Origin of the sequence: Microbacterium sp. NPDC057741, assembly GCF_042798735.1 — a bacterium.
Classification (GTDB): Bacteria; Actinomycetota; Actinomycetes; order Actinomycetales; family Microbacteriaceae; genus Microbacterium.
The window spans coordinates 203,164-229,557 of the sequence record NZ_JBHVJW010000003.1 but is presented as its reverse complement, the minus strand read 5'-3'; the positions used below and the strand labels follow the sequence as shown (position 1 = coordinate 229,557).

Genomic DNA, 26,394 nt, shown 5'->3' with positions numbered 1-26,394 from the left:
GATGATGCCCGGTCGCGTTGGCATGTGTTGCCGAATGTGTTGCTAAGGCGCAACCAACCCCTCTCGCTCACCTCTTCCGCCATCTGCGGAGCGTGAGCCAGGGCACCGCACCCGTGTGCCTTTCTTTCCGGCTCCGCCCGGTCTTTCTGCAACGCATCAGAGCCATCGGCTCGTATCCCCTTTGAGGATCCATCATCATGTCGAACACCGCCCTTCTCGAGCGTCCCGTCACCGCCCCCGTCCGCATCGTCTCCCCCGCGGATGCCGCTGCCGATCTGCCCTCCGTCCGTTCGCCGCGCGGCTTCGCGCTCTACGTCGGCCTCGATGAGATCAAGGCCGCCGAGGCCGGAGTGAGCCTGCCGGTGCTCGTCGACGCACTGCGCCGCACGCTCGCCGAGCTCGCCCCCGGCGCCGAGACCCACGCCACCGTCGCCCTCGCCCCGCACGGCTCCGGAGGTCGCGACCTCGACGTCGTGCGCCTCGCCCTGCAGGAGCCCGGCGCGATCGCCCGCTCCAAGTCCGCCGTCGAGGAGGAGAAGGACGAGGAGCTCGGCGTCGTCGTCGACATCTCGCGCAAGCGCGTACTGATCGACGGCGAGTCCGCCGCGTTCACCTACAAGGAGTTCGAGCTGCTGCAGTACCTGGTGCTGCGCGAGGGCCGCACGATCGAGCGGTCCGAGCTGGTCGGCGCGCTCTGGCAGGCCAGCGACGAGGAGGCCGCCCCCGGTGAGCGCACGATCGACGTGCACGTGCGCCGGCTGCGCGCCAAGCTCGGCCGCTACGAGGACATCGTCCGCACCGTGCGCGGCGTCGGCTACCGCTTCGACCGCCACGCCGACGTCGTGATCCGCTACGGCCACGGCACCCCCTCGCCCGACCGCTTCTGATCGCATTCACCTCCGGCGCTGTCAGGTGCCGGACGTAGAGTGAGCGCATGACCCTGACGGCGGATGCTGCGCGCGCGAGCGCGCCGGTGCAAGCCGTCTACACGCCTGGGCATCCGCTCGACCTGATGAGCACGGTCGGCGTGCTGCGGCGGGGCGACAAGGATCCGACGATCGCTGTCGACGGTCCCGTCATCTGGTTCGCGCTGCGGACGGATGCCGGTCTCGCCACCCTCGCGCTGCGCGCGATGCGCGGAGAGGTGCACGCCTCCGCCTGGGGACCGGGCGCGGCGGAGGCTCTGGATGCCGTGCCCCGACTGTGCGGGGCGGACGACGACTCCACCGGGTTCGACGCATCGCAGCATCCGCTCATCGACGCGACGGCCAGGCGTCATCCCGGACTGCGGCTGTCCCGCACCGACCGCGTGTTCGAGGCGCTCGCGGGCTCGATCCTCGAGCAGAAGGTCACCGGCCTGCAGGCATACGGCGCCTGGCGACAGCTCGTCTCGCACTTCGGCGAGCGCGTCCCCGGACCGACCCCCCGACCGCTGTTCGTCCCGCCTACCGCGGCCGGCTGGCGAGGCATCCCTTCCTGGGCCTGGCATCGCGCCGGCGTGCAGCCGCCGCTCTCGCGCACGCTCGTGCGCGCCGCGGAGCGCGGCGACAGCATCGAGCGCGCCGTGCTCCGGGCATCCGACGGTCCTGCCCGCGACCGGGTGCTGACCAGCCTGCCCGGCGTCGGCGCGTGGACCTCGGCCGAGACGCGCCAGCGCGCGCTCGGCGACCCCGACGCGGTGAGCGTCGGCGACTACCACCTCGCCCATCACGTCGGCTTCGCGCTCACCGGTTCACGCACCGACGACGACGGGATGCTCGAGCTGCTTTCCCCATGGGCTGGCCAGCGACAGCGTGCCGTGCGGCTCATCCTCGCGAGCGGCATCGTCGAACCACGCCGGGGTCCGCGTCTCGCCCCCGAGGACCACCGCCGGCGCTGAGCGTCGCGATCCGCCCCGCTCCCGTCGCGATCCAGCACAGTTACCACGCCCGATACCGTGCCGAATGCGACCGGAACCGCCAGCACGCGCACACCACCCACTCCCGTTGCAATCCGGCACAGTCACCACGCCCGACACTGTGCCCGAATGCGACCGGAACCGTCAGCACGCACACACCACCCGCTCCCGTTGCAATCCAGCACAGTCACCACGTCCAGCTCCGTGCCCGAATGCGACGGGAACCTGACCGCGCCGAGGCGTCGACGCCGATAGGGTGACTCCCATGGACAACAAGCGACGAGGCCGGTTCGCCTGGCTCGGCGGCACCGTCGTGCTGCTCGTACTGGGAGTGATCTTCGGACTGATCCTGCAGAACGTATGGCTCGGGATCGCGATCGCCGTGTTCGTCTCGCTGATCTGGCTGATCGCCGTGGAATCCCGCCGCGGCGGGAACCAGGGCGTGAACGACGAGTCCCACGGCCAAGAGGTCTGATCAGAACTTTTCTCGCGGTCGTGTCGATCCCCGGTGTTCTCGTTCGACGTCTGAGCAGAGGGTGACATCGGGTCGCCGCCGACGAGAGGATCGATCATGACGCAGTACTTCCTGACCGTGCCGCACGACACGGCCACTGAACCGACGATGGAATCGATGCAGGAGTTCGACCCTGCCGAGCTCGAGGCGGTGCTCGCCGCCGTCGACGCGTTCAACTCCGAGCTCAAGGATGCCGGCGCGCTCGTGTTCGCCGCCGGACTGAACCCGCCGTCGACGGCGAAGACGGTCGACGCGACCTCGGGCGAGGTGCGGGTGCTCGATGAGCCGTTCACCGTCGCCGATTCGTACGTCGGCGGCTTCTGGGTGATCGAGGCGCCCGACGACGAGGCCGCTCTGGCCTGGACGGCGAAGGCGTCCGCGGCGCTGCAGGGCCGCATCGAGGTGCGGTCCGTGCAGGAGATCCCCGAGGGATGAGCGGGGTCGGGAGACGGGGTCGGGCGATCGCGCGGCCCCGTCCTCCGCGTCAGTAGTAGACCGCGAGCGGCCCGTGCGGCCCCTCGATCACCTGCACCGGGGTGTCGAAGACCCGCGTGAGCACCTCGTCGGTCATGATCTCGGCCGGAGTCCCGAACTCGACCACCCGCCCGTCGCGCATCGCGCAGATGCGGTCGGCGTAGTGCCCGGCGAAGTTGATGTCGTGCAGCACGATCACGATCGTGCGCCCGAGCTCGTCCGCGGCGCGGCGCAGCTGCGCCATCATCCGCACCGCGTGCCTCATGTCGAGGTTGTTCAGCGGCTCATCCAGCAGCACCACGTCGGTGTCCTGCGCGAGCACCATCGCCACGTACGCGCGCTGGCGCTGCCCGCCAGACAGCTCGTCGAGATAGCGGGTCTCCAGCTCGGTGAGGTCGAGGAATTCGATCGCCCGGCTGATCGCTTCCTCGTCCGTCACGGTCAGCCGCCCGCGGGAGTGCGGGAACCGCCCGAACCCGACCAGCTGCCGCACCGTGAGCCGGGTGATGAAGTGGTTCTCCTGGCGCAGCACCGAGACGACCTTGGCGAGGTCCTTCGACCTGCTGCGGGTGACGTCGAACCCGGCGACCTCGATCGTTCCGGCATCCATCCCCAGCAGCCGCCCTGCCATCGTGAGCAGCGTCGACTTGCCGGCGCCGTTGGGTCCGATCAGCGCGGTGATCCCGCCGGACGGGATGCGCAGATCGATGGGTCCGATGCCGACCGAGTCGGAGTAGTCCTTGCGGACCCCGGCGATGGCGAGCGCGGTCACAGGCGCCCCTTTCTGAGGATGACGAACAGGAAGATCGAACCGCCGACCAGCTCGATGATGATCGAGACGACGCCCGCTGCCTCGAACACGTGGCGCATCACGAAGTACGCGCCGGTGAGGATCGTGAACGCGGTGAGCACGGCGACAGGGAACACGAAGCGGTGGTCGTAGGTGTCGGCGAACTGGTACGCGAGCGTCGCGACCAGGAAGCCGAGGAAGACCATCGGACCGATCAGCGCGGTCGAGGTCGCGATGAGCACGGCGACGAGCGCGAGCACGATCATCAGCATCCGCCGGTGGTTCAGGCCGAGTGAGGTCGCGGCATCCGCGCCCAGCGCCATGACGTTGAGCCGACGCGACGACGCCCAGAGACCGGATGCCGCCAGCAGCACGAGCGGGATCGCGATCGGGAGCGTCGCGGGGTCGGCGTTCGCGACGCTGCCGAAGAGTCGCGCAGTGAGCACGTCGAACTCGCTGGGCGTGAGCAGCCGCTGCATGAAGGTGGAGACGGCACCCAGCCCTCCCCCGATCACGATGCCGATCAGCAGCATGATCTGCAGGTTCGCGTAGCGCCCCGAGAGCAGCCATCCGTAGAGCGCGACGGCCAGGCCGACCATGATCGACACCTGCAGCACGAACTGCCAGGGGCCGCGCAGCGCGGTGACCCCGGCCACGCCGAGCACGTAGACGGCGGTGGTCTGCACGGCGACGTAGAGCGCGTCGAAGCCCATGATCGACGGCGTGATGATGCGATTCGCGGTCACGGTCTGGAACGCGACGGTCGCGGTGGCCTGCGCGACGGCGACGATCGCCAGCACCACCACCGTCATCACCCGCAGGCGGGCGATGCGCCAGAAGCCCTCGGTGCCGACCGGCATGGGGTTGCCGTAGGCGAGCAGCCCGAAGGAGAACAGCAGCGACAGGATGCCGAGGACGGCGAGCACGATGATCATGCGGCGCTTCGCCCCGGGAGCCGACAGCGGGCCGGAGACACGGATGCCGGGCATCCGTCTTTCGGGAACGAACGGCCTCTGCTTGTTCAAGGGCTCAAGCACGGCGACGCTGCCTCAGGAGCAGGACGACGAAGACGGCAGCGCCGACGACGCCGAGGATCAGCGACACCGGCACCTCGAAGGGCCGGATCACGGTGCGTCCGATCAGGTCGCACAGCGTGACGATGCCGATGCCCAGCACGCACACCCAGGGCAGGTTGCTGCGGAGGTCGTCGCCGCGGATCATCGAGACGATGTTCGGCACGATCAGGCCGAGGAACGGCAGGTTGCCGACGACCACCGTGACCACGCCAGTGGCGATCGCGATGAGCACGGTGCCGAGCAGCACGATGCGGCCGTGGTTCAGCCCGACCGAGGTCGCGACCTCCTGCCCGAGCCCGGCGACCGTGAACCGGTCTGCGGCGACGAACACCGCGGCGCCGACCAGGGCGACGATCCAGAGCAGCTCGTACTGGCCGCGCAGCACCGAGGTGAAGCTGCCGGCGAACCAGACGCCGAGACTCTGCAGCGTGTTGGTCTGCAGGGCGATGAACGTCGAGAGGGCACCCACCACGGCGCCGAGCATGATGCCGACGATCGGCACGATCAGCGAGGAGCGCAGCGACACCCGGCGCAGGAAGAGGAAGAACACCATCGTGCCGACGAAGGCGGCGAGCACCGCCCCGGCCATCCGCACCGGGATCGGAGCGCCCGGCCAGAGGATCATCACGGCGAGCAGGCCGAGCCCCGCCCATTCTGTGGTGCCGGTGGTGGTCGGCTCGACGAAGCGGTTCTGCGTGAGCAGCTGCATCACCAGACCGCACATCGCCATCGCGGCGCCGGCCAGCACGAGCGCGATCGTGCGCGGGATGCGGGTGATCGCGAACATCTCGGAGCCGTCCTCGGCGCCGAGGTCGTAGACGCCTGTGAACAGCGAAAGCGCGAGCAGCACGGCGACGACGAGGATGCCGATCAGTAGTGCAGGGTCGAAGAGCCGCCCGCGGGTGGTGCGCGCGGGCGGTGGTGCGGTGAGGGTCGTCATGGTGAGGGTTGGCGACGTCCTTCGTCTCGCTCCGCTCGCTCAGGATCCGGATGTCCGGACCCTGAGCGAACGCCAGCGAGACGAAGTGATGAAACGCGGGTCAGGCCTTCGCCTTCTCCAGCGCCTTCGCGAAGTCGTTGAAGAAGGTCGTGTAGGTCTGGATGCCCTCGTTCAGGTACGTGTCGACGGGCATGTAGACGATCTGCGCGTCCTTCACCGCGGTGACGCCCTTCAGCGCCTCGGAGTTCTCCAGGATCTGGGCAGCCTGCACGTAGTCGGGCTCCTCGGCGGCGAAGACCGCGTCGCGATCCATGACGAGGATCCAGTCGGGGTTCGCCTTCGCGATCGCCTCGACCGAGATGTCGTCGCCCTGGTGGTCATCGGTGGCGCCCTCGACCTCGAGCGCGGGGGTCAGACCGAGGATGTCGAACACCGGACCGAGCGTGCGGCCGACCTTGGGGGCGACATAGCCGATCTGCCCACCCGAGGTTGTCACGGCCATCACCGTGTCGCCCTCGTCGTAGGCCTTCTTCGCCTTCTCGATCGACGTGTCGAGCTTGTCGTTCAGCTTCTTCGCCTCGGCCTGCTTGGCGAAGATCTCACCGAGCGCGGTGGTCTGACGCTTGAGCTCGGCATCGAAGGGCTCACCCTCGCGCGGCTCGAGGTCGATGATCGCGGCATCCGGAACGAGCGACGCCATCGCCTCGCCGTGCTGGGTGAAGCGCTGACCGTTGATGATCAGATCGGGCTCGGCCGCGACGACGAGTTCGAGGTTCGGCTCGCGGTGCGTGCCGAGGTCGACGAGTCCGTCCTGGGTCTTGTACGAGACGGTCTCGGGCATGAGCGAGACCGCGGCGGCGGAGAGTTCGATGCCCCACTCGTCGAGCGTCTGGAACGTGCGATTGTCGGTGGCGACGACGGATGCCGGCGGCGTGGCGATCTCGTGGCTTCCGGTGTTGTCCTCGATGGTGACGGATGCCGCGGCTGCGGGAGTCTCCTGTTCGGCGGCGGGCTTCTCGGAGGCGCAGCCGGTGACCGCGAGCAGAGCGGCGGCGGTCAGTCCGGTGACGGCGAGAATTCGGGGCACGGGCATGGAGGTACTCCTGTTCTGGTGCGATGAGTTGCAGACCGTCGTACGGTCCGGCAAGGGCCGGGCGGCCGACAAAGATAGGTAAGCCTTACCTGACTCGGCTAAGGTAGCAGCATGACCTCCCCGATCGTCAAATCGCCCGGATTCCGGCTCGAGCGCCGCGCACTCGACCTGCGGTTCCGCTCCGTCACTCTCACCGCCCGCGAGCGGATCGCTCCCGATTACGTGCGGGTGCGCCTCTCGGGCAGCGACCTGGAGGGGTTCGATTCCCCCGGTTGCGACGACCACATGCGGCTGTTCTTCCCGGCAGGGCCCGTGTCGTCGATCGAGGAGATGCGCGCCGCTCCGAGCCGCGAGTACACGCCGCTGAACTGGGGCGAGGACTGGCTCGAGGTCGAGTTCGCCGTTCACGGAGACGAGGGCGTCGCCGCCCCCTGGGCCGCTACCGCACCGCTCGGATCGACGATCGGCGTCGGCGGCCCGCGCGGATCGCAGGTGATCGAGGGCACCGCGGATGCCTGGATGCTGGCCGGCGACGAGACGGCGATCCCGGCGATCCGCCGGTTCGCCCGTACCCTGCCCGCCGAGGCCCCTGCACGCATCGTCATCGAGGTGAAGTCGGAGGCCGATGAGGTCTGGATCGACGCTCCGGTCGCGGTCGAGTGGCTGCACCGCGGCGGCGCGCAGGCGGGTTCGGCGCTGATCGCCTTCCTCGAAGGACTGGGCGCCGCCGATCGCCCCGGCGCCGACGCCTTCGTGTTCGTCGCCGCCGAGCAGGCGATCGTCAAGCCGGGCCGCGCGCTGCTGGAGCGGTGGGACATCCCGGCCGCGCAGGCGATCGTGAAGGGCTACTGGAAGCGCGGCGAGGCCGAGTACCACGCACCGCACTGAGTCTCGCCTGCCTAGGCTGGAGGCGTGCCGCATCCGATCGCCCCGCAGGACAGACACGACGCCTTCCCCGCAGTGCCCACCGGCACCGCGGTGCTGCTCGTCGCCGGGTCGAGCGGACGCGTCGAGGCCGAGCGCGCCGAGCTGCTCGCCGCGCGCGGCGCACGCGTCAGGGCCATCCGCTGGTTCGGTGGTGAGGGTCAGCGACCGGCTCCGCATGAGGTGCCGATCGAGCTGTTCGCCGAACAGCTCGATCTGCTGAGAACCGAGGCGGATCGTGTCGTGATCTTCGGCACGTCGTTCGGAGCCGAAGCCGCGCTGACGACGGCGAGCCTGATCTCGGTCGATGGTGTGATCGCCGTCGCGCCCTCATCGGTCGTCTGGGCCGGTGCTGCCGACGGTGCATGGTCCTCGCACTGGACGCACGACAGATCTCCCCTGCCCTGCGTCGGTTTCGATCCGGACTGGACGCCGGACTCCGAGCCGCCGTCGTTCCGTTCGCTGTACGCCTCGAGTCTGCTCCGCTTCCCCGACGACGCAGCTGCCGCCCGTATCCGCGTGGAGGACATCGCCGGCGACGTGCTGCTGATCGCCGGCGGCGACGACCAGGTCTGGCCGTCGGTCGACTTCGCCCGCAGCATCGAACGCGATCGAGCGGCTGCCCGGCTGCGCACGACCGTCGTGACGCATCCGGATGCCGGGCACCGGCTGCTGCTGCCGGGCGAGGCACCCGCCGCCGGCGGCGTCCGCATGGCCCGAGGCGGAACGCCAGAGGCCGATGCCGCTCTCGGCGCCGCGGCATGGCCCGAGGTGCTCCGGATGCTGGCGACCCCCTAGACTCGTCGGCATGGGAGCTTTGATCATCAGCGCGCAGTTCGGCGCGCCCCAGCAGATGATTCGCGAGCGCCGCGCCTGACGGCGCGCTGACGCTCATTCATCGCGCGCCGTCTCCGGATGCCTTCCCGCACCCGGAAGCGCGGTCTCTCGCATCCCGCGGGCCGGTCACCGATCGGCGTCTCTTCCGGGTGCTCCGACTCTTCAGGAGCAATCCATGCGTTCCGTTCACGGCGGCCGGCACGAACTCGGCCAGAACTTCCTCGTCCACACGCCCACCCTCCGCAGCATCCGCGACCTCGTCGCCGCGACCCGCGGTCCGATCCTCGAGCTCGGACCCGGTGACGGCGCCCTCACCACCGAATTGATCTCGCTCCGCCGCGACCTGCGCGCGATCGAGATCGACGAGCACCGCGTGCACCGGCTGCGCCGTCGGCATCCCGAACTCGACGTGCAGCATGCGGATGCGCTGCGTGTGAGGTTCGACCGCCCGGTCGTGGTGGGCAACATCCCGTTCCACATCACGACGCCTCTGCTTCGTCGGCTGCTGTCGCAGCGCGACTGGCAGCACGCCGTCCTGCTCACGCAGTGGGAGGTCGCGCGCAAGCGCGCCGGTGTCGGCGGGGCGACCATGATGACGGCGCAGTCCGCGCCGTGGTACTCGTTTCAGCTGCACGGCCGGGTGCCGGCGCATCGGTTCCGCCCCGTGCCCTCGGTCGACGGCGGCATCCTGTCGATCACCCGTCGCGGCTCACCGCTGCTACCGGCATCCGATCAGCGCGGATACGAGCACTTCGTCCGCGACGTGTTCACCGGGCGCGGGCACGGCCTGGAGCGGATCGTGCGCGCCCGCGGCGGTCGTGCCGGCGCCGTGCGTCGCGCGGGGATCGCCCCGGATGCGCTGCCGCGCGACCTCTCCCCCGAGCAGTGGGCGGCGCTGTGGCAGGTTCTCGGTGAACGTTGAGCGATGCCTCTTGCGGATGCCCCGGCGGCGGCGAATACTGGTCGGCGCCGGGCATCCGGCATCCCCTTCCGGAAGGCGATCCCATGGCCGTTCTCAATCCGTATCTCTCGTTCCGCGACAACGCCCGCGAAGCGATGACGTTCTACCAGTCTGTGCTCGGCGGCAAGCTCGACCTGGTCGAGTTCTCGTCGTTCCCGCAGATGCCGCAGGACCCGGCCGACGCGAACAAGATCATGCACTCCTGGCTCGCGACCGAGGACGGCATGATCCTCGCGGGCTCCGACACACCGACGGGCATGGAGTACCAGGAGCCGCGGGGCATCTCCGTCTCGGTCAGCACCCAGGACGACGACCGGGCACAGGCGATCTGGGACGGGCTCACCGGCGAGGGCACCGTCGATCTACCCTTCGAGGCCGCGCCGTGGGGCGGCCGGTTCGGCATGGTCACCGACCGATACGGCATCTCCTGGATGCTCTCGGTCGACGCCATGGAGTGATCAGCCCGCATCAGTCCGGTTTCGGCTCGCCCATCTGGCCGCGCCACCAGGAGGTCTCGATGAAGCCGCGCTTGAGGAACACCAGCTCCTGATGCGCGGCCCACCCCTTTACGCCGTCGAGCTGCCCGATGGTGTGAGTGAGGTACTCGTGGAGCGCTTCGGTGCCCGGCAGGATCAGTTCGCAGTAGAGCGCGCTCTCATCCAGCGGGGCAGCGAGGAAACGGACCGCATCATGCTCGGCGAGTTCCTCAGCGACGGCGGTCAGACGGGACGGCTGGATCCGCAGTAGGAGCAGGGTCTCGGCACTCATTCCGAGCGCAGCAGCCGAGACCACCGTTCCCGGAGTGAGGCAACCGTTCGTCCGCATCCGGTCGTACCGGCGTCGCACGCTCGATTCGTTGACGTCGAGAGAGGTCGCGATCGATGAGAACGACGCACGCCCGTCCTCCGCGAGGATCGCGATGATGCGCCGATCAGTCTCGTCGAAATGACTGGGGTCGCACGTGTTCGGCGCGGGCATCCGCACCCGCTCATTGCGATCGCGCTCTTCCTTCGGCAGCAGCTGCCGCCCCCAGTCGAAACTGACCTTGTGCGTGTGCAGCAGCAGGTCGCTCCGCCAACGCTCGACGCCGGGGATCGACTGCAGACCGGTGAGCACGCGGGTGTAGTCGGCCGACTCGCCAGAGATGATCACCTCGGCGAAGATGTCGAACTTGCCGGTCACGAGCGCGACGAACCGCACATGCGGCGAATCCACGAGCCGCTCGGCGACCTCGACCTGTCGGCCGGGCGTGCAGTTGATGCGGATCAGATAGGTCTCGACGTACCCGTCGTAGCCGAGAGTCGGCAGCACATCGACCCTCACGATGCCGTCGTTGAGCAACTGCTGTCCGCGACGAGCGACCGTCGACACCGAGGCGTCGGCGAACTCGGCCAGCGCGGTCCAACTCGCCCGTCCGTCCTGCTGCAGGCCGATGATGATCCGGCGGTCGAGCTCGTCGACGACCCGCCCCGTAACGGATGCGGTCATCGCACCGGAGACGGGTACACCCTGTGCAGGAATTCCCGGACGGTCCTTGTCCACACCTCTGCCTCTTCGATCTGCGGAGAGTGGCCCGAACGCTCGAACACGACGAGTTCGGAATCCGGCACCAGCTCGGCGATTGTCTCGCTACACGATACCGGTGTGATCCAATCGGTCCTGCCCACCGTGACCAGCGTCGGCACGGCGAGAGACGGCAGCTGGGCCTTGATGTCGTAGTTCGGCATGTTCACCGAGAAGGCATAGTTGTGCGCCTCGTAGCGGTACGGGGTCGCCTCGACCTTGCGCTCGACGGCCTCAGGGTCGTAGACGAAGTCATAGAGCGGCAGGATCTCCCGCCAACAGTCCTTCAGGTCCGCGTCGTCGCGAACTCGCCCGTAGTCGATGCGGTCGAACTTCTCCATGTCGATCGTCACGCGGTCGGTGGCCAGAGCGTTCTTCCGCGCGGCGCCCGCGTTCTCGTTGTCCGGCGAGGTGTCGCGAAGAACGACGGCGGCGACCCGATCCGGGTACCGCAGCGCGTACTCCATCGCCATGAAGCCGCCGTAGGAACCACCGGCGATCGCGACCTTCTCGGCGCCGATCCACTCCCGCAGCGCATCGATGTCCGCGGCCCACTGCTCGTGGCCGAACGTGCCTCTGCCCTCGCTCTGGCCGCTGCCGCGGGCGTCGAAGACGACCACCCGATACTCGTCGGCAAGCCGGCCGAAGCTGGCCCGAGGCTCGGCCCTCGATCCGAGGCCGGGCGCTCCGTGATGGGTGATGATCACCGGGGCGCCCTCCGGCCCGAGAACCTCCACCGCAAGATGGTTGCCGTTGATCTCCACCCACTGCGCATCCGTCGTCGCCGCCGCGAACTCCGGTGACACCTCGTTGCCGCTCATCCTCTGTGTTCCCTTCTGTTTCCTGGTGCTGAGTCGCTCGCGTCAGAGCGCGATCGTGCAGTCATCGAGCCCTCGCGGATACGACGTGAGGGCCTCCGCACCGTTCGCCGTCACGAGCATGCTGTCGCTGATGCGGTAGCCGGCGTGCCCGGGGATGTAGATGCCCGGCTCGTTGGAGACGATCATCCCGGCTTCCAGCACGGTCGTATCGCCGTCCTCCAGCCACGGCGGCTCATGCATTCCGAGGCCGATCCCGTGACCCTGGCGATGCCGGAGGTGCTCGCCGAATCCGGCGGCCCTGATCACGTCCAGGCAGATCCGATTCGACTCGCGGCATTCCGCGCCCGCGCGGATCGCGCGACCACCGACCTCCTGCGCTCGCCGGACCGCGTCGTGGAAGGCGCGCTGCATTCCGCTCGGCTCCCCGAGCACGAAGGTGCGTTCCCCCTCGACGAACCGGCCGCCGACCGCGCAGCCCAACGACAGCATGAACGTGTCCCCCGGTGCGAGTCGCCGTTCGGAAGGCAGCCCATGCGGATAGGAGGAGTTGTCTCCGGTGTACACCAGACCTCCCGCCTGGAAGGACGAGACCACCACATTGCGGTGCTCGGCATACATCATCCCGGTACCGACCGCCGCGACATGCGAGGCCAACTCGGCCTCCGAAGGAAGCTTGCCGCCGGAGGAGACCGCTTGGCGGATCAACGCGACTGCCGACCCCAGCATTCGATCGGTGATCCGGGCGGCTTCGCGGTGCAGCTCGACTTCCTCGGGGAACTTCACGTATCGCGCCCGGGTGACCAGTTCGGTCGGCTCCCACGAGGCGTCGCCGAACACGGCCTGCGCGGCGAGGAGCCGCTCGGCGGTCATCATCGTCGTGAAGCCGATCCTGCGGGGACCGCGCCCGACCACATCGGCGAGGAAGGAAAAGGGGGCGACCACACCGGGGAACTCCGGGAAGGCGACAAGCTCGGCGCGCGCGTTCTGGGCGGTCGCATACTCGCGCTCCAGCTCGGGCAGCAGCATGATCGTGCGCCCCTCGCCGTCGATCCACACGGCCACGGGGCGCTCCGAGGGATGGTGGAAGAAGCCGGTCAGATAGGCGATGTCCTCGGGGTGATCGGTGAGGATCGCGTCGAACCCGGCTTCGATCATCCGCTCCGTCACCCGCTTCTGCGGGCCGTCGAAGAAGGCCTCCTGGAGGCGCTGCGAGAATGCGGTCATCCTGTCACTCCGTTCCTGGTCGTCATCGCTTGCGGCTGCGAGGATTCCTCGCGTCGTTGTACGCGATCGAGAGCAGCGTCGCCGAGAGCACCAGGACGAGGATCGCGATCGATGGGAAGAGGGTGAGCCACCACGCGCTGGACATCGCACCCGCCTGCTGGGCTTCGTAGAGGATGCGTCCCCAGGACCAGGTGGTCGGGTCTCCCAGCCCGAGGAAGGCCAGCCCCGCGGCGGAGAGCACGGCGCGTGAGGCGGTGACCACCACCGAGACGACCACGACCGGGGTCACCGCGGGCAGCACGTGCCTGCTGACGATCCACCACGGGGAGGTCGTCATCAGACGGGAGGCGTCGACGTAGGGCAGGTTCACGACGGTGAGGGCCTGTGAGCGCACCAGACGGGTGACCTCGGGCCACGAGAATGCAGCGACGACAAGGATGATGGTGGACGTGCTGGGCCCGGCCAGCGCCGCGATGAGGATCATCAGCGGCAGCACCGGCAGCGACAGGGTCATGTCGACGATCACGCTGATGAAGCCGTCGAACCTGCGGAAGTAGGCGCCCAGCACGGCGACGAGCGTTCCGAAGGCGATAGCGATCACCGATGCGGCGACGGCGACGAGCACGCTCTGCTGCGTACCCCAGATGACTTCGTCGAACACGTCGCGCCCCAGGCTGTCCGTCCCGAACCAGTGGTCGGAACTCGGCGGCTTGAGCACGTCCGGCCCGTAACTGGCCGGATACGGGGCGATCAGGGGCGCCGCCACCGAGATGACCACGAGCAGGAGCAGGCAGACGAGGGAGATCATCCCCAGGGGATCTCTGCGGAACGCGCGCCAAGTCTGCGCGGAGGCGCGGGACTTCTCGGTGGCGACCGGTTCGGCCGTCGCGATCGAGTTCACCAGTGCTTCGGTCATGAGGTCTTCACCCGGGGGTCGAGGTATCCGTACACGATGTCGGTGGCGGTGTTCGCCACGACCACTGTCAGGGCGAGCATGAGGAAGGCGCCCTGCAGCACAGGGAAGTCGAGCTGGGTGACCGCGTCGTAGATGCCGCGCCCGATGCCCGGATACGCGAACACCGTCTCGGTGAGCACGGCGCCGCCGACCAGGAAGCCTAACTGCAGGCCGATCAGGGTGGTCGTGGGCAGGAGAGCGTTTCGCAACGAGTGCTTCCACAGGATGCGGCGGTACGGCAGGCCGTTCGCCTGTGCGAGAGTGACGTAGTCCTCACCGAGCGCGTCGATGAGGGTCGAGCGCATGGTGAGCACGTAGGAGCCGACCTGCACGAGCATCAGCGATGCGGCCGGCAGCACGAGGTGCCTGGCGACGCTGGCGTACCAGTCCCAGCCGTAGGCGTCGTTGTCGTAGGCGCCGCCGATCGGGAACCAGCCGAGCATCAGGCCGAAAACGAACAACAGGAACACCGCGACGCTGGGCACGAACAGCGACTGGCCGGTGACGCCGATGATCTGCACCGACCTGTCCACGATCGTCCCCTTGCGCGCCGCGGCGGCGACGCCGAGGGGGATGCCGATGATGATGGTCATCGCCAGTGCGGTAAGCGTGAGCAGCAGCGTCCACGGGAGCCGCTGCATCAGCACGTCGGTCACTGGGATGGACTGAGTGAACGAGATGCCGAGATTGCCCTGCAGGAGCTGCCACATGTACAGCCCGTACTGGACGATCAACGGCTGATCCAGCCCGTACTGATCGAGGATGGTCGCCCGGATCTCCGGCGTCATGTTCGGGCTCGCGAGAGCCGTCGCGGGATCGCCCGGCAGGATGCGCAGCAGGAGGAACGTGACGGTCACGGCGAACCAGATCGTCAGCACTCCTCGTGCGAGCCTGCCGAGGATGAAGGAGAAGCGGGACACCCGGGCGACCTTCCTGTGTTGTTCCGGTCAGCCGGCCGGCGTGGCCGACGCGATGGAGACCGGGTTGACGATCGACAGCAGCTCGCTGGGCTTCGAGACGAAGCCCGTCCACTTGTCGCTGGCGGCGAAGAACAGGTTCTGCGTGTACATGACGTTGTCGTAGACGTCGTCGTGCACGATCCTGTTCGCCTCCTGCATGACGTCGATCCGCTCCTTCTTGTCGAAGGTGACCATGCCCTTCTCGATGAGGGCGTTGAGTTTAGGATCGTCGACGTGCGTGTAATTGATCGCGCCTCCGGGGAGGTACGACAGCGAGAAGTTCGTCGCGGGGTCGTCCATGATCGCGAAGTTGCCGGCGTAGATGTCGTAGGCCCCCTCGTTGGTCATGGACAGGTACGTGTTGCGTTCGGCGCCCTTGAGATCGACGGTGATGCCGGCCTTGGCTGCGCCGTCCTTCACCATCTGCGCCCATTGGCTGGTCACAGCGTCCTGCAGCGAGTAGATGAGGGTGAACTTCACCGGGAACTTCCCCGATGCGTCGGCGGTGTAGCCCGCCTTCTCCATCAGCGTGCGCGCCTTCTCGGGGTCGTAGGCGTATTCCTTGATGCTCTTGTCGAAGTAGTCCTTGAGCACCGGCATGAGCGCGCTCGACTGGGTCGAGACCGCCTGGCCCTGCAGCACCACGCTGCGGATGGCGTCGTAGTCCACCGCGTGCGCGAGAGCCTGTCGCACCTCGGTCTTCTTCAGATCGGCGTTGTCCATGTTGTAGACCATGTGGGCGTAGCCGAGCCCCGCCGCCTCGATGACCTGCAGCCCATCAGTGGACTTCAGCTTGTCGACCTGGGCCGGGGGCAGCGCATTGGCGATGACGTCGATCTCTCCGCTCTGCAGCGCGAGGATCTCGGTGTTGACGTCGGGGTATACGCGGTAGACGACCTTGGCCGGGCCCGGCACACCGCCCTTGACGAACGGATAGTCGTCGACGCGCTTGAGTGTGTAGTGCTGGCCGACCTGGAAGTCGGTCATGACGAACGGGCCCAGGCCCACCCATCCGCCGTCCTTGCCGTCATTGGCGAAGGTGGCGATCGAACCCTGCGGCTCGAACACATGCTTCGGCACGACGACGCCCCAGAAGCCGATCTCCTCCACGATGGAGGCGTCGGGCTTCAGCAGCTTCATCTCGACCCTGGTGTCGGACACGGCGGTCGCGACGTCGAGGTTGCCGAGTTGGCCGTAGAAGGTGCCGGGCGCCTGATCCTTCTTGACCTCGTTGAGCGTCCAGGCGACGTCCTCTGCAGTGAGCGGCTTGCCGTCACTCCACTTCAGACCGGACTTGATCTCGTAGTAGCCGGTCGTGTCGTCGACGTAGCCCCACTTCTCCGCGAGGAACGGCTCCTTCGAGCCGTCGTCGGCGATCGACAACAGGTGCGGGTACATCAGATTGGTGACCCACGAATCGGTGCGACTGTTGCCGAGCACCGGGTTGAAGTTGACGACGTCGCTCGTCGTCCCGATGGACAGAGTCTTGTCCGTCGGACCCGTGCCCGTGCCGCTCGGCTCGGGCGGCGCTGAAGGCGCACACGCCGACAGCGCCAGGGCGGCCGCGACCAGGGCGGCCGCCACTGCGCTTCTCTTCATCAGACCCATACCTCCTCGAGGACCCGCATCGTGTTGCCCCCGACGACCTTGCGGATCTCGTCGTCGGAGTAGTCGTTCTTCACCAGCCAGCCGATGATGTTGTAGAAGGCCTCGGCGGGGTTCTCCACCCCGTCGACGTACGGCTGCTTCTCGTAGTCGACGTGTCCGTGCGCCTGCCCGATGGACAGGTTGGACGCGAACGCGTCGTGCAGGCCCACGTGGTCTCCGAACAACGTGTCGGGGCCGAAGCTCACGTGGTCGATGCCGACCAGGTCGACGCAGTACTGGAAGTGGTCCATGACCGAGTCCAGCGAGTGCTGCGGGTGCGCCGGCGACAGCGTGGTGTGCGGGGCCGCCTCGATGCCGATGACGCCTCCGCGCTTGGCGCACTCGATGATCGTCTCGTCGGTCTTCATCCGATTCGTGGGCCAGAGCCCGCGGGCGCCGGCGTGTGTGATGAACACCGGGACCTTCGAGTGCTTGATGACATCGACGCAGGTGCGGTCGCCGGAGTGCGAGATGTCGATCGCGATACCGAGCTTGTTCATCCGCTCGACGGCCCGCTCGCCGAAGTAGGTGAGGCCGCCGTCGCCGCGCTCCTTCAGTCCGCTGCCGAGCGTGTTCGCCTCGGAGTAGGCGATGCCCATCTGGCGAACGCCGAAGCCGTACAGGACGTCGAGCCTGTCGACTTCGTTCTCGATCATGGTCGCCGCCTCGAGCGCGAAGATGTGCGCGATGCGCCCGGTCTCCGCGGCGTGCCGGATGTCCTTGATCGACTCCGCCTTGACGACGAAGTCCTGGTGGGCCATGTCGGCCATTCGGACGCCGAGGTCGAAGAGCACGTCCTGGTACTTCCATCCGGCGTCGGACGAGATGCAGCAGGTGCCGTCCATGCCGTTGTCGAAGACGGCGGTCAGTCCAGAGCGCGAGAGGCCCTCGTATGCGGTGGGTTCGCGGCCCTGCCGGATGTGGTCACGAAGCTCGCCCATGTCCTCGGGGAACACCTGCACGTGCTCGTGCAGCGAGATCACGGTCTCCTCACGGAGCAGGCGCTCGGTGCGCTCGGTCTGCTCCCCGGTGAGTTGCAGTCCCTGGTATGCGGGGACCCGACCGAGCTGCTTCGCGTAGCGGAACTCGCGGAAGTCCTTGCCGGCTTCGAGGTAGTCGTAGGCGGTGTAGCCGGTGTACCGCTCTGCTGGTTCGATCACGTAACACTCCTTGCCGTCCGCGCTGATGGGGTCCGTCCCGCATCGTCGGCCGTGGACACAACGAATCTCGAGCAATTCGGCGCATTTGTCAACTCTGATGAGAAGATTCGGCATAAATCTTGCGTTCTGTGGGTGGTTGATGCAGAGTTGGCCTATGAGCAGTGATGCACACAAACCTGCGCCCGCGGCAGATCCCGCCGAGATCGTTCTCGACGTCGAGAATCTGCATGTGGCGATCGGTGCGGGTAAGGACGCGATGCAGATCGTGCATCGCGTTGATCTTCAGGTGCGCAGCGGCGAGGTCGTCGCACTGCTCGGCGAATCGGGCTCGGGTAAGTCCGTCACGGCGAGGGCCATCATGGGCCTGCAGGAGGATGCCGTGGTCGGGGCGGACCGCCTCACTCTGGCCTCAGACGATCTTCTCGCATGCACGCCGGAACAGCGTCGGCGCCTTCGCGGCGAGTCGATGAGCCTCGTCCTGCAGGACGCGCTCTCGGCGCTCAATCCGGTGCTCAGCATCGGAGACCAGATCGGTGATCTGATTCGTGCCCACCGCAGCATGTCGCGATCAGCCACCCGGGCCCGCGCCGTCGAGCTCCTCGCCCTGGTCGGCATCCCCTCAGCCTCGAAGCGTGTCGATGACTACCCTCATCAGTTCTCCGGGGGGATGCGGCAGCGCATCCTCATCGCCATGGCGATCGCCCTCGATCCGAAACTGCTGATCGCGGACGAGCCCACCACGGCACTGGATGTCACCGTGCAGGCGCAGATCCTCGATCTTCTCGACGGGCTGCGCCGTGAACTGGGCATGGGATTGCTGCTGATCACGCACGACCTCGGCGTCGTGATGGAAGTCGCCGACCGCGTCGCCGTGATGTACTCCGGCCGCGTCGTGGAGGCGGGTGATGCCGACGCCGTGCTCACCGAGCCCGCTCACCCATACACCCAGGCACTGTTGCGCTCGATCCCCCAAGGGGGCAATCGGGGCGAGCCGCTGTTCGCAATCCCCGGTTCCCCGCCCACCCCTGCGTCGATCCCCGCCGGATGCCCCTTCGCGCCGCGTTGTCACATGGCGATCGACGATTGCCGCGATGCTCGTCCCCCGCTCGTCGACGTCGGCTCCGGTCGGGTCGCGGCCTGCTTCCGCAGTGAGGAGCTGCTCCATGCCGTCGTCTGAATTCACTCGCGATCCCGCCGAGATCGTGCTCGAAGCCCGGAGCCTGACCCGCACCTTCAGCACCGGCAGCCGGTTGCGTCCGACGAAGGTGTCGGCAGTCGCCGGCGTCGATCTCAGTCTGCGCTCGGGCGAAGTGCTAGGCGTCGTCGGAGAATCGGGCTGCGGCAAGTCGACGCTCGCCCGGATGCTGGTCGGGCTGGAGACGCCTGACGGCGGCACCCTGGTCTATCGCGGCCAGGACGTCACGCGAGGCCGACACCGTGACCGCCGCCACCTGCGCCGTGGTGTGCAGATGATCTTCCAGGACCCCTACACCTCGCTGAACCCGCGAATGACCGTCGGAGAGATCATCGCCGAGCCGATGGCTTCGACTCATCGGGGTTCGTCCGTGTCGCGTCGCGACCGCACTGCCGAGATGCTCGACCTGGTCGGGCTGTCAGCATCGATGATGGGCCGTTACCCCCACCAGTTCTCCGGCGGCCAGCGTCAGCGCATCGGTATCGCCCGGTCCCTCGTGCTCGATCCGGACGTGCTGATCTGCGATGAACCCGTGTCGGCGCTCGACGTGTCAGTGCAGGCACAGGTGGTTAACCTCCTCGCCGGCATCCGCGACCGTCTCGGCGTAGCGATGGTCTTCATCGCCCATGATCTGTCGGTCGTGCAGCATCTCGCCGATCGGGTCGCGGTGATGTACCTCGGGCGTATCGCCGAGACCGGCGCCACCGAGGACATCTACGAGTACCCGTCGCACCCCTATACGCGCGCGCTGCTCTCGGCTGTGCCGCCGCACACGCGTGCAGAGCGAGGCAAACTCTCCAGGCGAGATCTCCTCACCGGCGAACCGCCGTCGCCGCTGAACCCGCCCTCCGGCTGCCGTTTCCATCCGCGCTGCGCGTTCGCGCGTGACGAGTGCGCCACGAAGCTGCCCGAACTGCGCGTACCGGGTGAGCCGATCACCGCGCGAGAGGTGGCCTGTCATCTCGCCGAAGAGATCGCCCTCTCCGGCGCGCGGGCCTGACGGGTTCGAGGGAGCGTATCAGCCCGCGAACACGAGTTCGTCGAGGGAGCGGATGCCGGTGACATCGGGCATCCGCTCTCCGTCGCGTGCGAGGTGCACGGCGTGCGGCCCCGCGGCGAGCGCGCCGCGGACGTCGGCCTCGAGGGAGTCGCCGATCATCACGGCCTCGGATGCCACGACACCGATCCGTTCCAGTGCTGCGTCGTAGGCGCGCCGGTCGGGTTTGCCTGCCGGCAGCTCGGAGGAGCACACGATCACATCGAGGTGCGGACGGAGCCCGAAGCGATCGATCTTCCCATGCTGCTGCGCATGGTCGCCGTTGGTGAGCAGCGCCACGATCAGCCCCGCCTCTCTCGCGCGGATCAGGGAGGGCACGGCATCGTCGAACCGCTGCAGTCCGGCCACATATCTGGTGCCGTACGCGGCGAAGATCTCGGACGCCTCACCGTCCGTCAGATCTCTGTCGAGGAACTCTCGCACCCGTTCGCGCCGCTGGTCCTCGAAGCCGATCTCCCGAAGTTGATATCGCCGGTAGTGCCGGTCGGCGATCTCCTCCCAGCGCGCGACGACGCGGGCGTCGACGATGCCGAGTTCGGCGGCGAACGCGACGACGGCGGCGTTCTGCGCCGTGCGATGGTCGAGCAGGGTGCCGTCGAGGTCGAAGATCGCCGCGCGCAGCGCGAGATGGGAGAGCATCCGTCAGCTCTCGTCCATGACGGCGGCGACGGCTTCGATCTCGACGAGCTGATCCTCGTAGCCGAGTACGGTGACGCCCAGCAGTGTGCTCGGCACGTCGTGGTCGCCGAAGACGTCGCGGACCACCTCCCAGACCGCACCGAGATCCTCCCGGCGCGTCGAGGCGACGAGCACCCGAGTGCTGATCACATCGGTGATGCCGGCGCCGGCAGCCGCCAGAGCCCCTTTCATCGTGTCGATGCATGCGGTGGCCTGCCCCGCGTAGTCGCCGACCGCGGCAGTGGTCCCATCAACGTTCAGCGGGCAGGCGCCGGCGAGGAAGATCAGTCGCGCGTCCTTCGGCGCTGTCGCGGCGTAGGCGTACTGGGCGACGTCGGACAGCGCGGCGGCGCGGATGAGCGAGACGGCGGTCATGATCCCAGTCTGCCGTGCTCGACGATGTCGGCGGCATCCGCAAGACTGGGGGCATGGCGACCTTCGATCATCTCGGCCTGTCCGTGGCGGACGTGCCGCAGGCATCCGACCAGCTCGACCCGGTGCTGACCGCGCTCGGCTACACGCGGGCCTACAACGCACCCGACCACGCCTACTGGCGGCAGACGGATGAGCCCGAGATCCTGCTGTACCCGGCGCGCGAAGAGGGGCAGCACGTGCACGGCCGCGTCGGCTGGCAGCACATGGCGTTCGAGGTCGGCTCGCGCGACGAGGTCGACCGGCTGCACCGGGTTGCGACGGATGCCGGGTGGACGGCGGTGCGCGACCCCAAGGAGTACCCCCGGTTCACCGAGCGGTACTACGCGTCGTTCGTCGAGGACGACAACGGCATCCGCTTCGAGTTCATGCACAACCCGCCGCGCGACACGCCTGAGGGCTGACCGGCGCTACGGCAGACTGTCGCGCATGCCTGTTCTCGATCACCTCGGCGTGACCGTCGTCGACCTCCCCCGCGGCATCGCCCAGTTCGATGCCGTCCTCACCGCCCTCGGCTTCGAGTACGAGGGGCAGATCAAGCAGTCCGCCGCCTGGTGCAAGGACGACGAGACCGAGATCATCGTGTTCGGACCTCGTGATGCCGACGACGCCGACCCGCATCTGCACGGGCGACCGGGCTGGCAGCATCTCGCCTTCGCCGTCGACTCCCGCGAGGAGGTCGAGCGGATGCACCGGGTCGCCGTCGACGCCGGCTGGAGCGTCGTGCGGGAGCCGAAGCTCTTCCCCCGGTTCAACGACCGCTATTACGCGTCGTTCGTCGAGGACGACAGCGGCATCCGCATCGAGTTCATGCACAACCCGCCGCGCGAGTCTTGACCACCCGGCATCCGATCCCCTACTGTTGCAAAGCTGTGCCGACCGGCGCAGCATCCAGCCGAGGAGACGACGGAATGAACGCACTGCGCGCCCTTCCCACGGTCCCTGCCTTCCCGCAGAAGCGCAATGACCGCTACGAGTCGTACCCTCCGGCGCGCGCCGTGTGACAGCATCCGCTGTTCCCCGCCCCGCACCGTCAGGTCCGGGGCTTTTTCATGACCTTCCCGTGACCTGTGGCTGAACACCGCACAGAAAGAAAGGAATCATGGAGAGGCTCTCCGCACGGCTGCTGTCGTGGGCTTCGCTGATCGACGAGAAGACGCTCGAGCAGGCGAAGACCACGGCGCGCATGCCGTTCATCCACCCGCACCTGGCGCTGATGCCGGATGCGCACCTCGGCAAGGGGGCGACCGTCGGATCGGTGATCCCGACCCTCGGCGCGATCATCCCCGCCGCCGTCGGCGTCGACATCGGCTGCGGCATGATCGCCGTCCGCACGCAGTTCACAGAGAGCGAGCTCACCCAGCGCGACCTCGCCCCGCTGCGGGAGGCCATCGAGCGCGCCATCCCGCTCTCGGCAGGCCGGTACAACGGCAAGGTCGTCGCCACCGCCGAGCCGCGGATCGCGGAGCTGGAGAGCCTCGCCGAGAAGAACGGCTTCGACCCCGAGTCCTACGCGGGCAACTGGCGGCTGCAGCTGGGCACGCTCGGCTCGGGCAACCACTTCATCGAGGTCTCGACCGACGAGCTCGGCCGGATCTGGCTGTTCCTGCACTCCGGCTCGCGGGGCGTCGGAAACAGGATCGCCGCCCATCACATCGCCGTCGCTCAGCGGCTGGCGAAGCAGTGGTGGATCGACCTGCCCGACCCCGACCTGGCCTACCTGGTCGAGGGCACGCCCGAGTTCACCCGGTACATCCGGGAGCTGCGGTGGGCGCAGCGGTTCGCGCTGCTGAACCGGGAGGAGATGATGGATCGGGTCGTTCGGCAGGTGTCGGAGTTCATCGGCGCCTCGGTGGACGAGCAGGAGCGGATCAACTGCCACCACAACTTCACCGAGTCGGAGAAGCACTACGGCAAGCAGGTCTGGGTGTCCCGGAAGGGCGCCATCCAGGCCGACGCCGGGCGGCCGGGCCTGATCCCCGGCTCCATGGGCACCGCCTCGTACGTGGTGGAGGGGCTCGGCGACCCGCAGTCGCTGAACTCCTCACCGCACGGCGCGGGCCGGGAGTACTCCCGGTCGGCGGCGCGGCGCACGTTCACGCACGAGCAGCTCAGAGAGGCGATGACCGGCATCGAGTTCCGCGACACGGACGCCTTCATCGATGAGATCCCGCAGGCCTACAAGCCGATCGACACGGTGATGGCGGATGCCGCGAGCCTGGTGCGGATCCGGCACACGCTGCGGCAGCTCGTCAACGTGAAGGGCGACTGAGCGGCATCCGGGCCCGTCAGTTCAGGACGGGCTCGGATGCCTCGGCCTCGGCGCGGTCGGTGAAGGCCTGCTTCGGCACGAAGCAGAGGATCACCGCCGCGGCGAGCGCCGTCGCACCGCACACCACCCACACCGTCACGTAGCCGGCGAAGGATCCGGCGGTGCCCTCCACCGCCGCGCCGGATACCCCGTGCAGCAGCGCGATGCCGAACACGCACGACGCGATCGCGCCGCCGACGGTCTTCACCGAGTTCGTCAGGCCCGTCGCGACGCCGGTCTGGGTCGCCGGAGCCGCGGATGCCGCGGCGGCGGGCAGCGCGGCGACGAGGGCACCGGACCCGAGGCCCACCACGACCATGTTCGTGACCACCTGCATGTAGGTCGCGTGCAGCGGCAGGAACAGCAGAAATCCGACGCCCACCAGCACCGAGGCGCCGATCAGCGTGACGCGCGGCGTCAGCCGTCGCGCGATCACCGGGAACAGCAGTGCACCGACGATCATCGCGATCAGGTACACCCCGATCAGCAGCGAGGTCGCGAAGCCGGTCGTGCCCAGCCCGTAGCCGTACACCGACGGGTCGGTGCGGGCGAAGGTCGACAGCGGCGCCTGTGCGCCGAGCACGCTGACTCCGAACAGGCCGGCGGTGAGGAAGACCGGCCCGAGCGCCGGGGAGCGGAACATCCGCACGTCGATGATCGGGTCGTCATGCCGCAGCTCCCAGAGCACGAACGGCACCACCAGCATCAGACCGAGCAGCACGACGGCCCACGACCACGGGTTCACCAGACCGCCCTCGAGGCGCAGCAGGCCGAGTCCGCCGGTGAACGCCACCAGCGCGAGCGAGATCAGCACCAGGCCGACGGTGTCGAAGATTCCGCCGGTCGGCTCGGGCGATTCCTTCACCCCGAACAGGATCACGAAGAAGCACAGCACCACCATCAGTGCCGGCACGAGCAGCACCACCATGAGGGGCAGTGCGTCGACGAGCGCACCGCCGACCAGGGCGCCGATGATCGCGCCGGTCTCCAGCGCCGCGACGAGCAGGCCCGCGGCGCGGGCGGTGATCCCGGAACGGGCATCCATCCGCCGCGAGCGCGACCAGATCAGCGCGATCTCGAGAGGCAGCCACACCGTGTAGAACCCCATCAGCGCCCAGCCCGCGAGGAACACGACGAAAGAGTCGGTGAAGGGCAGCACGAGGGCGGCCGCGGCGGTGAGGGCGGTTGAGATCAGCAGCATCCGCTTGTGGCCCACCATGTCGCCGAGCTTCGCGAACGCGGGGACGACGAGGGCGGACAGCATCAGCTGCGCGCCCTCGAGCCAGTTCACGTCGGCGTCGTGGATGCCCAGGTGCCGGGCGATGTCCGACAGCATCGGCGTGTAATAGCCCTGGATGACACCGCTGGTGAACTCGACGAAAGCCAGGAAGCCGACCACGGTCGCAAGCGCGCCGAGAGTCTTGGTGCGCGACATCGCGCCTCCTCGAAAAGGTACGTGCCCTCGGGTAGGGCGCTCTACTGTAACCCCTCGATGAGCGCACGGTGGAATCGCTCCCCGCGCTCGAGCGCCGCGACCTCGACGCTCTCGTCGACGCCGTGGATCGCCGCGCGCTGCGCACTCGACATCTCCAGTGGCGCGAACCGGAACACGGAGGGCGAGAACCGGTGGAAGTGCCGCGAGTCGGTCGCCGCCATCATCACGTACGGGACGGCAGGGATGCCCGGATGCGAGACCGCGAGCGCCTGCTCGAGCAGGCCGAATGCCGGGGTGTCGGTGCGCGACTCGGGCGACGGCTCGCTCGCGTCGACGAGGCGCACCGAGACCAGCTTGTCGCCCACCCGCCGGCGCACGCGCTCTGCCGCCGGCGTGGTGGTCTCGCCGAGCGCGATGCGCAGGTTGAGGATGGCGGATGCCTGCGAGGGGATCACGTTGGCCGCGGTGCCTCCGGACTGCATGGTGGCGGCGACCGTGGTGCGCACCAGAGCGGCGGGCTCACCGCCGAGCGCGGCGAAGACCCGGGCGTTGAGCCACGGTGCGGCGGCGAGGGCGCGCAGCAGGAGCCGGGCCGGGCCCTTCGCGGAGCCGGACAGCTGGCCCAGCATCCGGCTCACCGCCTTCGGCGTGCGCGCTCGGAAGGTCGACGGGCCCAGCCTGTCGACGGCGCGGGCGACCCGGCGCACGGCCGTGACCGGCGGCGGGGTGGAGGCGTGTCCGCCATCGCCGCGGGCGGACAGCTCGATCGTGGCGATGCCCTTCTCGCCGACGCCGATCATCGCGGCGCTGCCCGGCACGAACGGCAGCGGCGCGTCGACGACGGCGCCGCCCTCGTCGACCACCAGCCACGGCACGATCCCCCGCTCCTGGAAGGCGGCGGCGATGGCCTGCGCCGCGGTTCCGTAGGTCTCCTCGTTGCCGCCGAAGGACAGATACACGTCGCGGGCAGGCGCGAAGCCTGAGGCGAGCAGATTCTCGACGGCCTCGATCACGACGATCAGCGGGCCCTTGTCGTCGAGCGCACCACGTCCGTACACCGAGCCGCCCGAGATCCGTCCCTCGAAGGGCGGGTACGTCCACGGATCGCTCTCGTCGACGGGTACGACGTCGTAATGCGCCATCAGCACCAGCGGACCATCGGATGCCTCGGCGCGACCTTTCCAGTGGAACAGCAGGCCGAACTCGGTGTGGCGCTCCAGGGTCAGGTGCTCGTGCGTGAGCGGGTACAGCTCGGCCAGCAGGGCGACGAAGGCCTCGAAGGGCTCAGCACCGCGGCGGTCGAGCTCGGCCGACACGGTCGGCAGCTGGATCATCCGGGAGAGACGCTCGGCGATGCCGGGACGGGGCGGGACTTCGGGCATCTGGCCATCGTACTTCTGAGGCAGGCGTCCTTCGTCTCGTCGCTGGCGCTCCTCGCTCAGGAGCCGGGG

Annotated in this window: 28 protein-coding genes; 13 read left to right on the top strand and 15 right to left on the bottom strand. The window is 68.3% G+C overall.

What is annotated here, in order from left to right:
* Positions 1 to 197: 197 nt before the first annotated feature.
* The 4 genes from ACFVDO_RS12115 (at position 198) to ACFVDO_RS12100 (ending at position 2,846) form a co-directional block, all read left to right on the top strand.
* On the top strand, positions 198 to 887 hold the full coding sequence (locus tag ACFVDO_RS12115) for a winged helix-turn-helix domain-containing protein (protein ID WP_378855711.1): 690 nt from the start codon (positions 198 to 200) through the stop codon (positions 885 to 887).
* 47 nt (positions 888 to 934) lie between these two features.
* Positions 935 to 1,879 carry a DNA-3-methyladenine glycosylase family protein gene (locus ACFVDO_RS12110; RefSeq protein ID WP_378855709.1) on the top strand — a complete coding sequence of 315 codons (945 nt, stop codon included), beginning with the start codon at positions 935 to 937 and terminating at the stop codon, positions 1,877 to 1,879.
* A 283-nt stretch (positions 1,880 to 2,162) separates the two neighbouring features.
* Positions 2,163 to 2,372, top strand: coding sequence for a hypothetical protein (locus ACFVDO_RS12105; protein ID WP_378855707.1), 210 nt, complete (start codon positions 2,163 to 2,165; stop codon positions 2,370 to 2,372).
* Positions 2,373 to 2,468: 96 nt separating this feature from the next.
* Complete coding sequence (locus ACFVDO_RS12100; RefSeq protein ID WP_378855705.1) at positions 2,469 to 2,846, top strand: YciI family protein; 378 nt, start codon at positions 2,469 to 2,471, stop codon at positions 2,844 to 2,846.
* Between the two features lie 49 nt (positions 2,847 to 2,895).
* Here ACFVDO_RS12100 and ACFVDO_RS12095 read toward each other — a convergent pair whose 3' ends face one another.
* The 4 genes from ACFVDO_RS12095 to ACFVDO_RS12080 all read right to left on the bottom strand — a co-directional run bounded on the left by ACFVDO_RS12095 (position 2,896) and on the right by ACFVDO_RS12080 (position 6,784).
* Complete coding sequence (locus tag ACFVDO_RS12095) at positions 2,896 to 3,657, bottom strand: ABC transporter ATP-binding protein (RefSeq protein WP_378855703.1); 762 nt, start codon at positions 3,655 to 3,657, stop codon at positions 2,896 to 2,898.
* Positions 3,654 to 4,664: an iron chelate uptake ABC transporter family permease subunit gene (locus tag ACFVDO_RS12090; RefSeq protein ID WP_378855796.1), complete on the bottom strand. Its 1,011-nt coding sequence runs from the start codon at positions 4,662 to 4,664 to the stop codon at positions 3,654 to 3,656. The genes ACFVDO_RS12095 and ACFVDO_RS12090 overlap by 4 nt, the downstream gene beginning before the upstream one ends.
* A gap of 40 nt (positions 4,665 to 4,704) precedes the next feature.
* Positions 4,705 to 5,691: an ABC transporter permease gene (locus tag ACFVDO_RS12085; protein ID WP_378855701.1), complete on the bottom strand. Its 987-nt coding sequence runs from the start codon at positions 5,689 to 5,691 to the stop codon at positions 4,705 to 4,707.
* 100 nt (positions 5,692 to 5,791) lie between these two features.
* On the bottom strand, positions 5,792 to 6,784 hold the full coding sequence (locus tag ACFVDO_RS12080; RefSeq protein WP_378855699.1) for a siderophore ABC transporter substrate-binding protein: 993 nt from the start codon (positions 6,782 to 6,784) through the stop codon (positions 5,792 to 5,794).
* A 111-nt stretch (positions 6,785 to 6,895) separates the two neighbouring features.
* Here ACFVDO_RS12080 and ACFVDO_RS12075 point away from each other — a divergent pair, with 111 nt between their 5' ends.
* The 4 genes from ACFVDO_RS12075 (at position 6,896) to ACFVDO_RS12060 (ending at position 9,964) form a co-directional block, all read left to right on the top strand.
* On the top strand, positions 6,896 to 7,672 hold the full coding sequence (locus ACFVDO_RS12075) for a siderophore-interacting protein (RefSeq protein ID WP_378855697.1): 777 nt from the start codon (positions 6,896 to 6,898) through the stop codon (positions 7,670 to 7,672).
* 24 nt (positions 7,673 to 7,696) lie between these two features.
* On the top strand, positions 7,697 to 8,506 hold the full coding sequence (locus ACFVDO_RS12070) for an alpha/beta fold hydrolase (RefSeq protein WP_378855695.1): 810 nt from the start codon (positions 7,697 to 7,699) through the stop codon (positions 8,504 to 8,506).
* 214 nt (positions 8,507 to 8,720) lie between these two features.
* On the top strand, positions 8,721 to 9,467 hold the full coding sequence (gene erm / locus ACFVDO_RS12065) for a 23S ribosomal RNA methyltransferase Erm (protein WP_378855693.1): 747 nt from the start codon (positions 8,721 to 8,723) through the stop codon (positions 9,465 to 9,467).
* An 83-nt stretch (positions 9,468 to 9,550) separates the two neighbouring features.
* Positions 9,551 to 9,964 carry a VOC family protein gene (locus ACFVDO_RS12060; protein ID WP_378855691.1) on the top strand — a complete coding sequence of 138 codons (414 nt, stop codon included), beginning with the start codon at positions 9,551 to 9,553 and terminating at the stop codon, positions 9,962 to 9,964.
* Positions 9,965 to 9,974: 10 nt separating this feature from the next.
* Here ACFVDO_RS12060 and ACFVDO_RS12055 read toward each other — a convergent pair whose 3' ends face one another.
* The 7 genes from ACFVDO_RS12055 to ACFVDO_RS12025 are packed head-to-tail and all read right to left on the bottom strand — an operon-like array spanning position 9,975 to position 17,835.
* Positions 9,975 to 10,994, bottom strand: coding sequence for an Lrp/AsnC family transcriptional regulator (locus ACFVDO_RS12055; RefSeq protein ID WP_378855689.1), 1,020 nt, complete (start codon positions 10,992 to 10,994; stop codon positions 9,975 to 9,977).
* Complete coding sequence (locus tag ACFVDO_RS12050; protein ID WP_378855687.1) at positions 10,991 to 11,890, bottom strand: alpha/beta fold hydrolase; 900 nt, start codon at positions 11,888 to 11,890, stop codon at positions 10,991 to 10,993. The genes ACFVDO_RS12055 and ACFVDO_RS12050 overlap by 4 nt, the downstream gene beginning before the upstream one ends.
* Before the next feature lie 42 nt (positions 11,891 to 11,932).
* Positions 11,933 to 13,114 carry a M24 family metallopeptidase gene (locus tag ACFVDO_RS12045; protein WP_378855685.1) on the bottom strand — a complete coding sequence of 394 codons (1,182 nt, stop codon included), beginning with the start codon at positions 13,112 to 13,114 and terminating at the stop codon, positions 11,933 to 11,935.
* 22 nt (positions 13,115 to 13,136) lie between these two features.
* On the bottom strand, positions 13,137 to 14,030 hold the full coding sequence (locus ACFVDO_RS12040; RefSeq protein WP_378855683.1) for an ABC transporter permease: 894 nt from the start codon (positions 14,028 to 14,030) through the stop codon (positions 13,137 to 13,139).
* Positions 14,027 to 14,989, bottom strand: coding sequence for an ABC transporter permease (locus ACFVDO_RS12035; protein WP_378855681.1), 963 nt, complete (start codon positions 14,987 to 14,989; stop codon positions 14,027 to 14,029). Before ACFVDO_RS12035 ends, ACFVDO_RS12040 begins: the two co-directional genes overlap by 4 nt.
* A gap of 27 nt (positions 14,990 to 15,016) precedes the next feature.
* Positions 15,017 to 16,627, bottom strand: a complete 1,611-nt coding sequence (locus tag ACFVDO_RS12030) for an ABC transporter substrate-binding protein (protein ID WP_378855679.1) — start codon at positions 16,625 to 16,627, stop codon at positions 15,017 to 15,019.
* The gene (locus ACFVDO_RS12025) at positions 16,627 to 17,835 is read right to left on the bottom strand and encodes a dipeptidase (protein ID WP_378855677.1); all 1,209 of its coding nucleotides are present in this window, start codon (positions 17,833 to 17,835) and stop codon (positions 16,627 to 16,629) included. Before ACFVDO_RS12025 ends, ACFVDO_RS12030 begins: the two co-directional genes overlap by 1 nt.
* Before the next feature lie 154 nt (positions 17,836 to 17,989).
* Here ACFVDO_RS12025 and ACFVDO_RS12020 point away from each other — a divergent pair, with 154 nt between their 5' ends.
* Both ACFVDO_RS12020 and ACFVDO_RS12015 read left to right on the top strand, forming a co-directional pair.
* The gene (locus ACFVDO_RS12020; protein ID WP_378855794.1) at positions 17,990 to 19,012 is read left to right on the top strand and encodes an ABC transporter ATP-binding protein; all 1,023 of its coding nucleotides are present in this window, start codon (positions 17,990 to 17,992) and stop codon (positions 19,010 to 19,012) included.
* Positions 18,999 to 20,030 carry an ABC transporter ATP-binding protein gene (locus ACFVDO_RS12015; protein ID WP_378855675.1) on the top strand — a complete coding sequence of 344 codons (1,032 nt, stop codon included), beginning with the start codon at positions 18,999 to 19,001 and terminating at the stop codon, positions 20,028 to 20,030. The genes ACFVDO_RS12020 and ACFVDO_RS12015 overlap by 14 nt, the downstream gene beginning before the upstream one ends.
* A gap of 18 nt (positions 20,031 to 20,048) precedes the next feature.
* Here ACFVDO_RS12015 and ACFVDO_RS12010 read toward each other — a convergent pair whose 3' ends face one another.
* Together ACFVDO_RS12010 and ACFVDO_RS12005 are read right to left on the bottom strand one after the other, a co-directional pair.
* Positions 20,049 to 20,726 carry an HAD family hydrolase gene (locus tag ACFVDO_RS12010; RefSeq protein ID WP_378855673.1) on the bottom strand — a complete coding sequence of 226 codons (678 nt, stop codon included), beginning with the start codon at positions 20,724 to 20,726 and terminating at the stop codon, positions 20,049 to 20,051.
* A gap of 3 nt (positions 20,727 to 20,729) precedes the next feature.
* Positions 20,730 to 21,143, bottom strand: coding sequence for a RidA family protein (locus ACFVDO_RS12005; protein WP_378855792.1), 414 nt, complete (start codon positions 21,141 to 21,143; stop codon positions 20,730 to 20,732).
* Between the two features lie 50 nt (positions 21,144 to 21,193).
* On the opposite strand from ACFVDO_RS12005, the gene ACFVDO_RS12000 reads away from it, so the two are divergent.
* From ACFVDO_RS12000 to ACFVDO_RS11990, 3 genes are all read left to right on the top strand, one after another.
* The gene (locus tag ACFVDO_RS12000) at positions 21,194 to 21,601 is read left to right on the top strand and encodes a VOC family protein (protein ID WP_378855671.1); all 408 of its coding nucleotides are present in this window, start codon (positions 21,194 to 21,196) and stop codon (positions 21,599 to 21,601) included.
* 25 nt (positions 21,602 to 21,626) lie between these two features.
* Positions 21,627 to 22,034, top strand: a complete 408-nt coding sequence (locus tag ACFVDO_RS11995) for a VOC family protein (protein WP_378855669.1) — start codon at positions 21,627 to 21,629, stop codon at positions 22,032 to 22,034.
* 265 nt (positions 22,035 to 22,299) lie between these two features.
* Complete coding sequence (locus ACFVDO_RS11990; RefSeq protein ID WP_378855667.1) at positions 22,300 to 23,469, top strand: RtcB family protein; 1,170 nt, start codon at positions 22,300 to 22,302, stop codon at positions 23,467 to 23,469.
* 16 nt (positions 23,470 to 23,485) lie between these two features.
* On the opposite strand, the gene ACFVDO_RS11985 is transcribed toward ACFVDO_RS11990, so the two are convergent.
* Positions 23,486 to 24,943, bottom strand: coding sequence for an MFS transporter (locus ACFVDO_RS11985; protein WP_378855665.1), 1,458 nt, complete (start codon positions 24,941 to 24,943; stop codon positions 23,486 to 23,488).
* 41 nt (positions 24,944 to 24,984) lie between these two features.
* Complete coding sequence (locus tag ACFVDO_RS11980; protein WP_378855663.1) at positions 24,985 to 26,325, bottom strand: M20/M25/M40 family metallo-hydrolase; 1,341 nt, start codon at positions 26,323 to 26,325, stop codon at positions 24,985 to 24,987.
* Between the last annotated feature and the right edge of the window lie 69 nt (positions 26,326 to 26,394).

Coding starts and splice junctions, on each gene's coding strand:
- ACFVDO_RS12115 (WP_378855711.1), top strand. CDS start 198: ATGTCGAACACCGCCCTTCTCGAGCGTCCCGTCACCGCCCCCGTCCGC.
- ACFVDO_RS12110 (WP_378855709.1), top strand. CDS start 935: ATGACCCTGACGGCGGATGCTGCGCGCGCGAGCGCGCCGGTGCAAGCC.
- ACFVDO_RS12105 (WP_378855707.1), top strand. CDS start 2,163: ATGGACAACAAGCGACGAGGCCGGTTCGCCTGGCTCGGCGGCACCGTC.
- ACFVDO_RS12100 (WP_378855705.1), top strand. CDS start 2,469: ATGACGCAGTACTTCCTGACCGTGCCGCACGACACGGCCACTGAACCG.
- ACFVDO_RS12090 (WP_378855796.1), bottom strand. CDS start 4,664: ATGCCCGGCATCCGTGTCTCCGGCCCGCTGTCGGCTCCCGGGGCGAAG.
- ACFVDO_RS12085 (WP_378855701.1), bottom strand. CDS start 5,691: ATGACGACCCTCACCGCACCACCGCCCGCGCGCACCACCCGCGGGCGG.
- ACFVDO_RS12080 (WP_378855699.1), bottom strand. CDS start 6,784: ATGCCCGTGCCCCGAATTCTCGCCGTCACCGGACTGACCGCCGCCGCT.
- ACFVDO_RS12075 (WP_378855697.1), top strand. CDS start 6,896: ATGACCTCCCCGATCGTCAAATCGCCCGGATTCCGGCTCGAGCGCCGC.
- erm (WP_378855693.1), top strand. CDS start 8,721: ATGCGTTCCGTTCACGGCGGCCGGCACGAACTCGGCCAGAACTTCCTC.
- ACFVDO_RS12060 (WP_378855691.1), top strand. CDS start 9,551: ATGGCCGTTCTCAATCCGTATCTCTCGTTCCGCGACAACGCCCGCGAA.
- ACFVDO_RS12055 (WP_378855689.1), bottom strand. CDS start 10,994: ATGACCGCATCCGTTACGGGGCGGGTCGTCGACGAGCTCGACCGCCGG.
- ACFVDO_RS12050 (WP_378855687.1), bottom strand. CDS start 11,890: ATGAGCGGCAACGAGGTGTCACCGGAGTTCGCGGCGGCGACGACGGAT.
- ACFVDO_RS12045 (WP_378855685.1), bottom strand. CDS start 13,114: ATGACCGCATTCTCGCAGCGCCTCCAGGAGGCCTTCTTCGACGGCCCG.
- ACFVDO_RS12040 (WP_378855683.1), bottom strand. CDS start 14,030: ATGACCGAAGCACTGGTGAACTCGATCGCGACGGCCGAACCGGTCGCC.
- ACFVDO_RS12030 (WP_378855679.1), bottom strand. CDS start 16,627: ATGAAGAGAAGCGCAGTGGCGGCCGCCCTGGTCGCGGCCGCCCTGGCG.
- ACFVDO_RS12020 (WP_378855794.1), top strand. CDS start 17,990: ATGAGCAGTGATGCACACAAACCTGCGCCCGCGGCAGATCCCGCCGAG.
- ACFVDO_RS12015 (WP_378855675.1), top strand. CDS start 18,999: ATGCCGTCGTCTGAATTCACTCGCGATCCCGCCGAGATCGTGCTCGAA.
- ACFVDO_RS12010 (WP_378855673.1), bottom strand. CDS start 20,726: ATGCTCTCCCATCTCGCGCTGCGCGCGGCGATCTTCGACCTCGACGGC.
- ACFVDO_RS12000 (WP_378855671.1), top strand. CDS start 21,194: ATGGCGACCTTCGATCATCTCGGCCTGTCCGTGGCGGACGTGCCGCAG.
- ACFVDO_RS11995 (WP_378855669.1), top strand. CDS start 21,627: ATGCCTGTTCTCGATCACCTCGGCGTGACCGTCGTCGACCTCCCCCGC.
- ACFVDO_RS11990 (WP_378855667.1), top strand. CDS start 22,300: ATGGAGAGGCTCTCCGCACGGCTGCTGTCGTGGGCTTCGCTGATCGAC.
- ACFVDO_RS11985 (WP_378855665.1), bottom strand. CDS start 24,943: ATGTCGCGCACCAAGACTCTCGGCGCGCTTGCGACCGTGGTCGGCTTC.
- ACFVDO_RS11980 (WP_378855663.1), bottom strand. CDS start 26,325: ATGCCCGAAGTCCCGCCCCGTCCCGGCATCGCCGAGCGTCTCTCCCGG.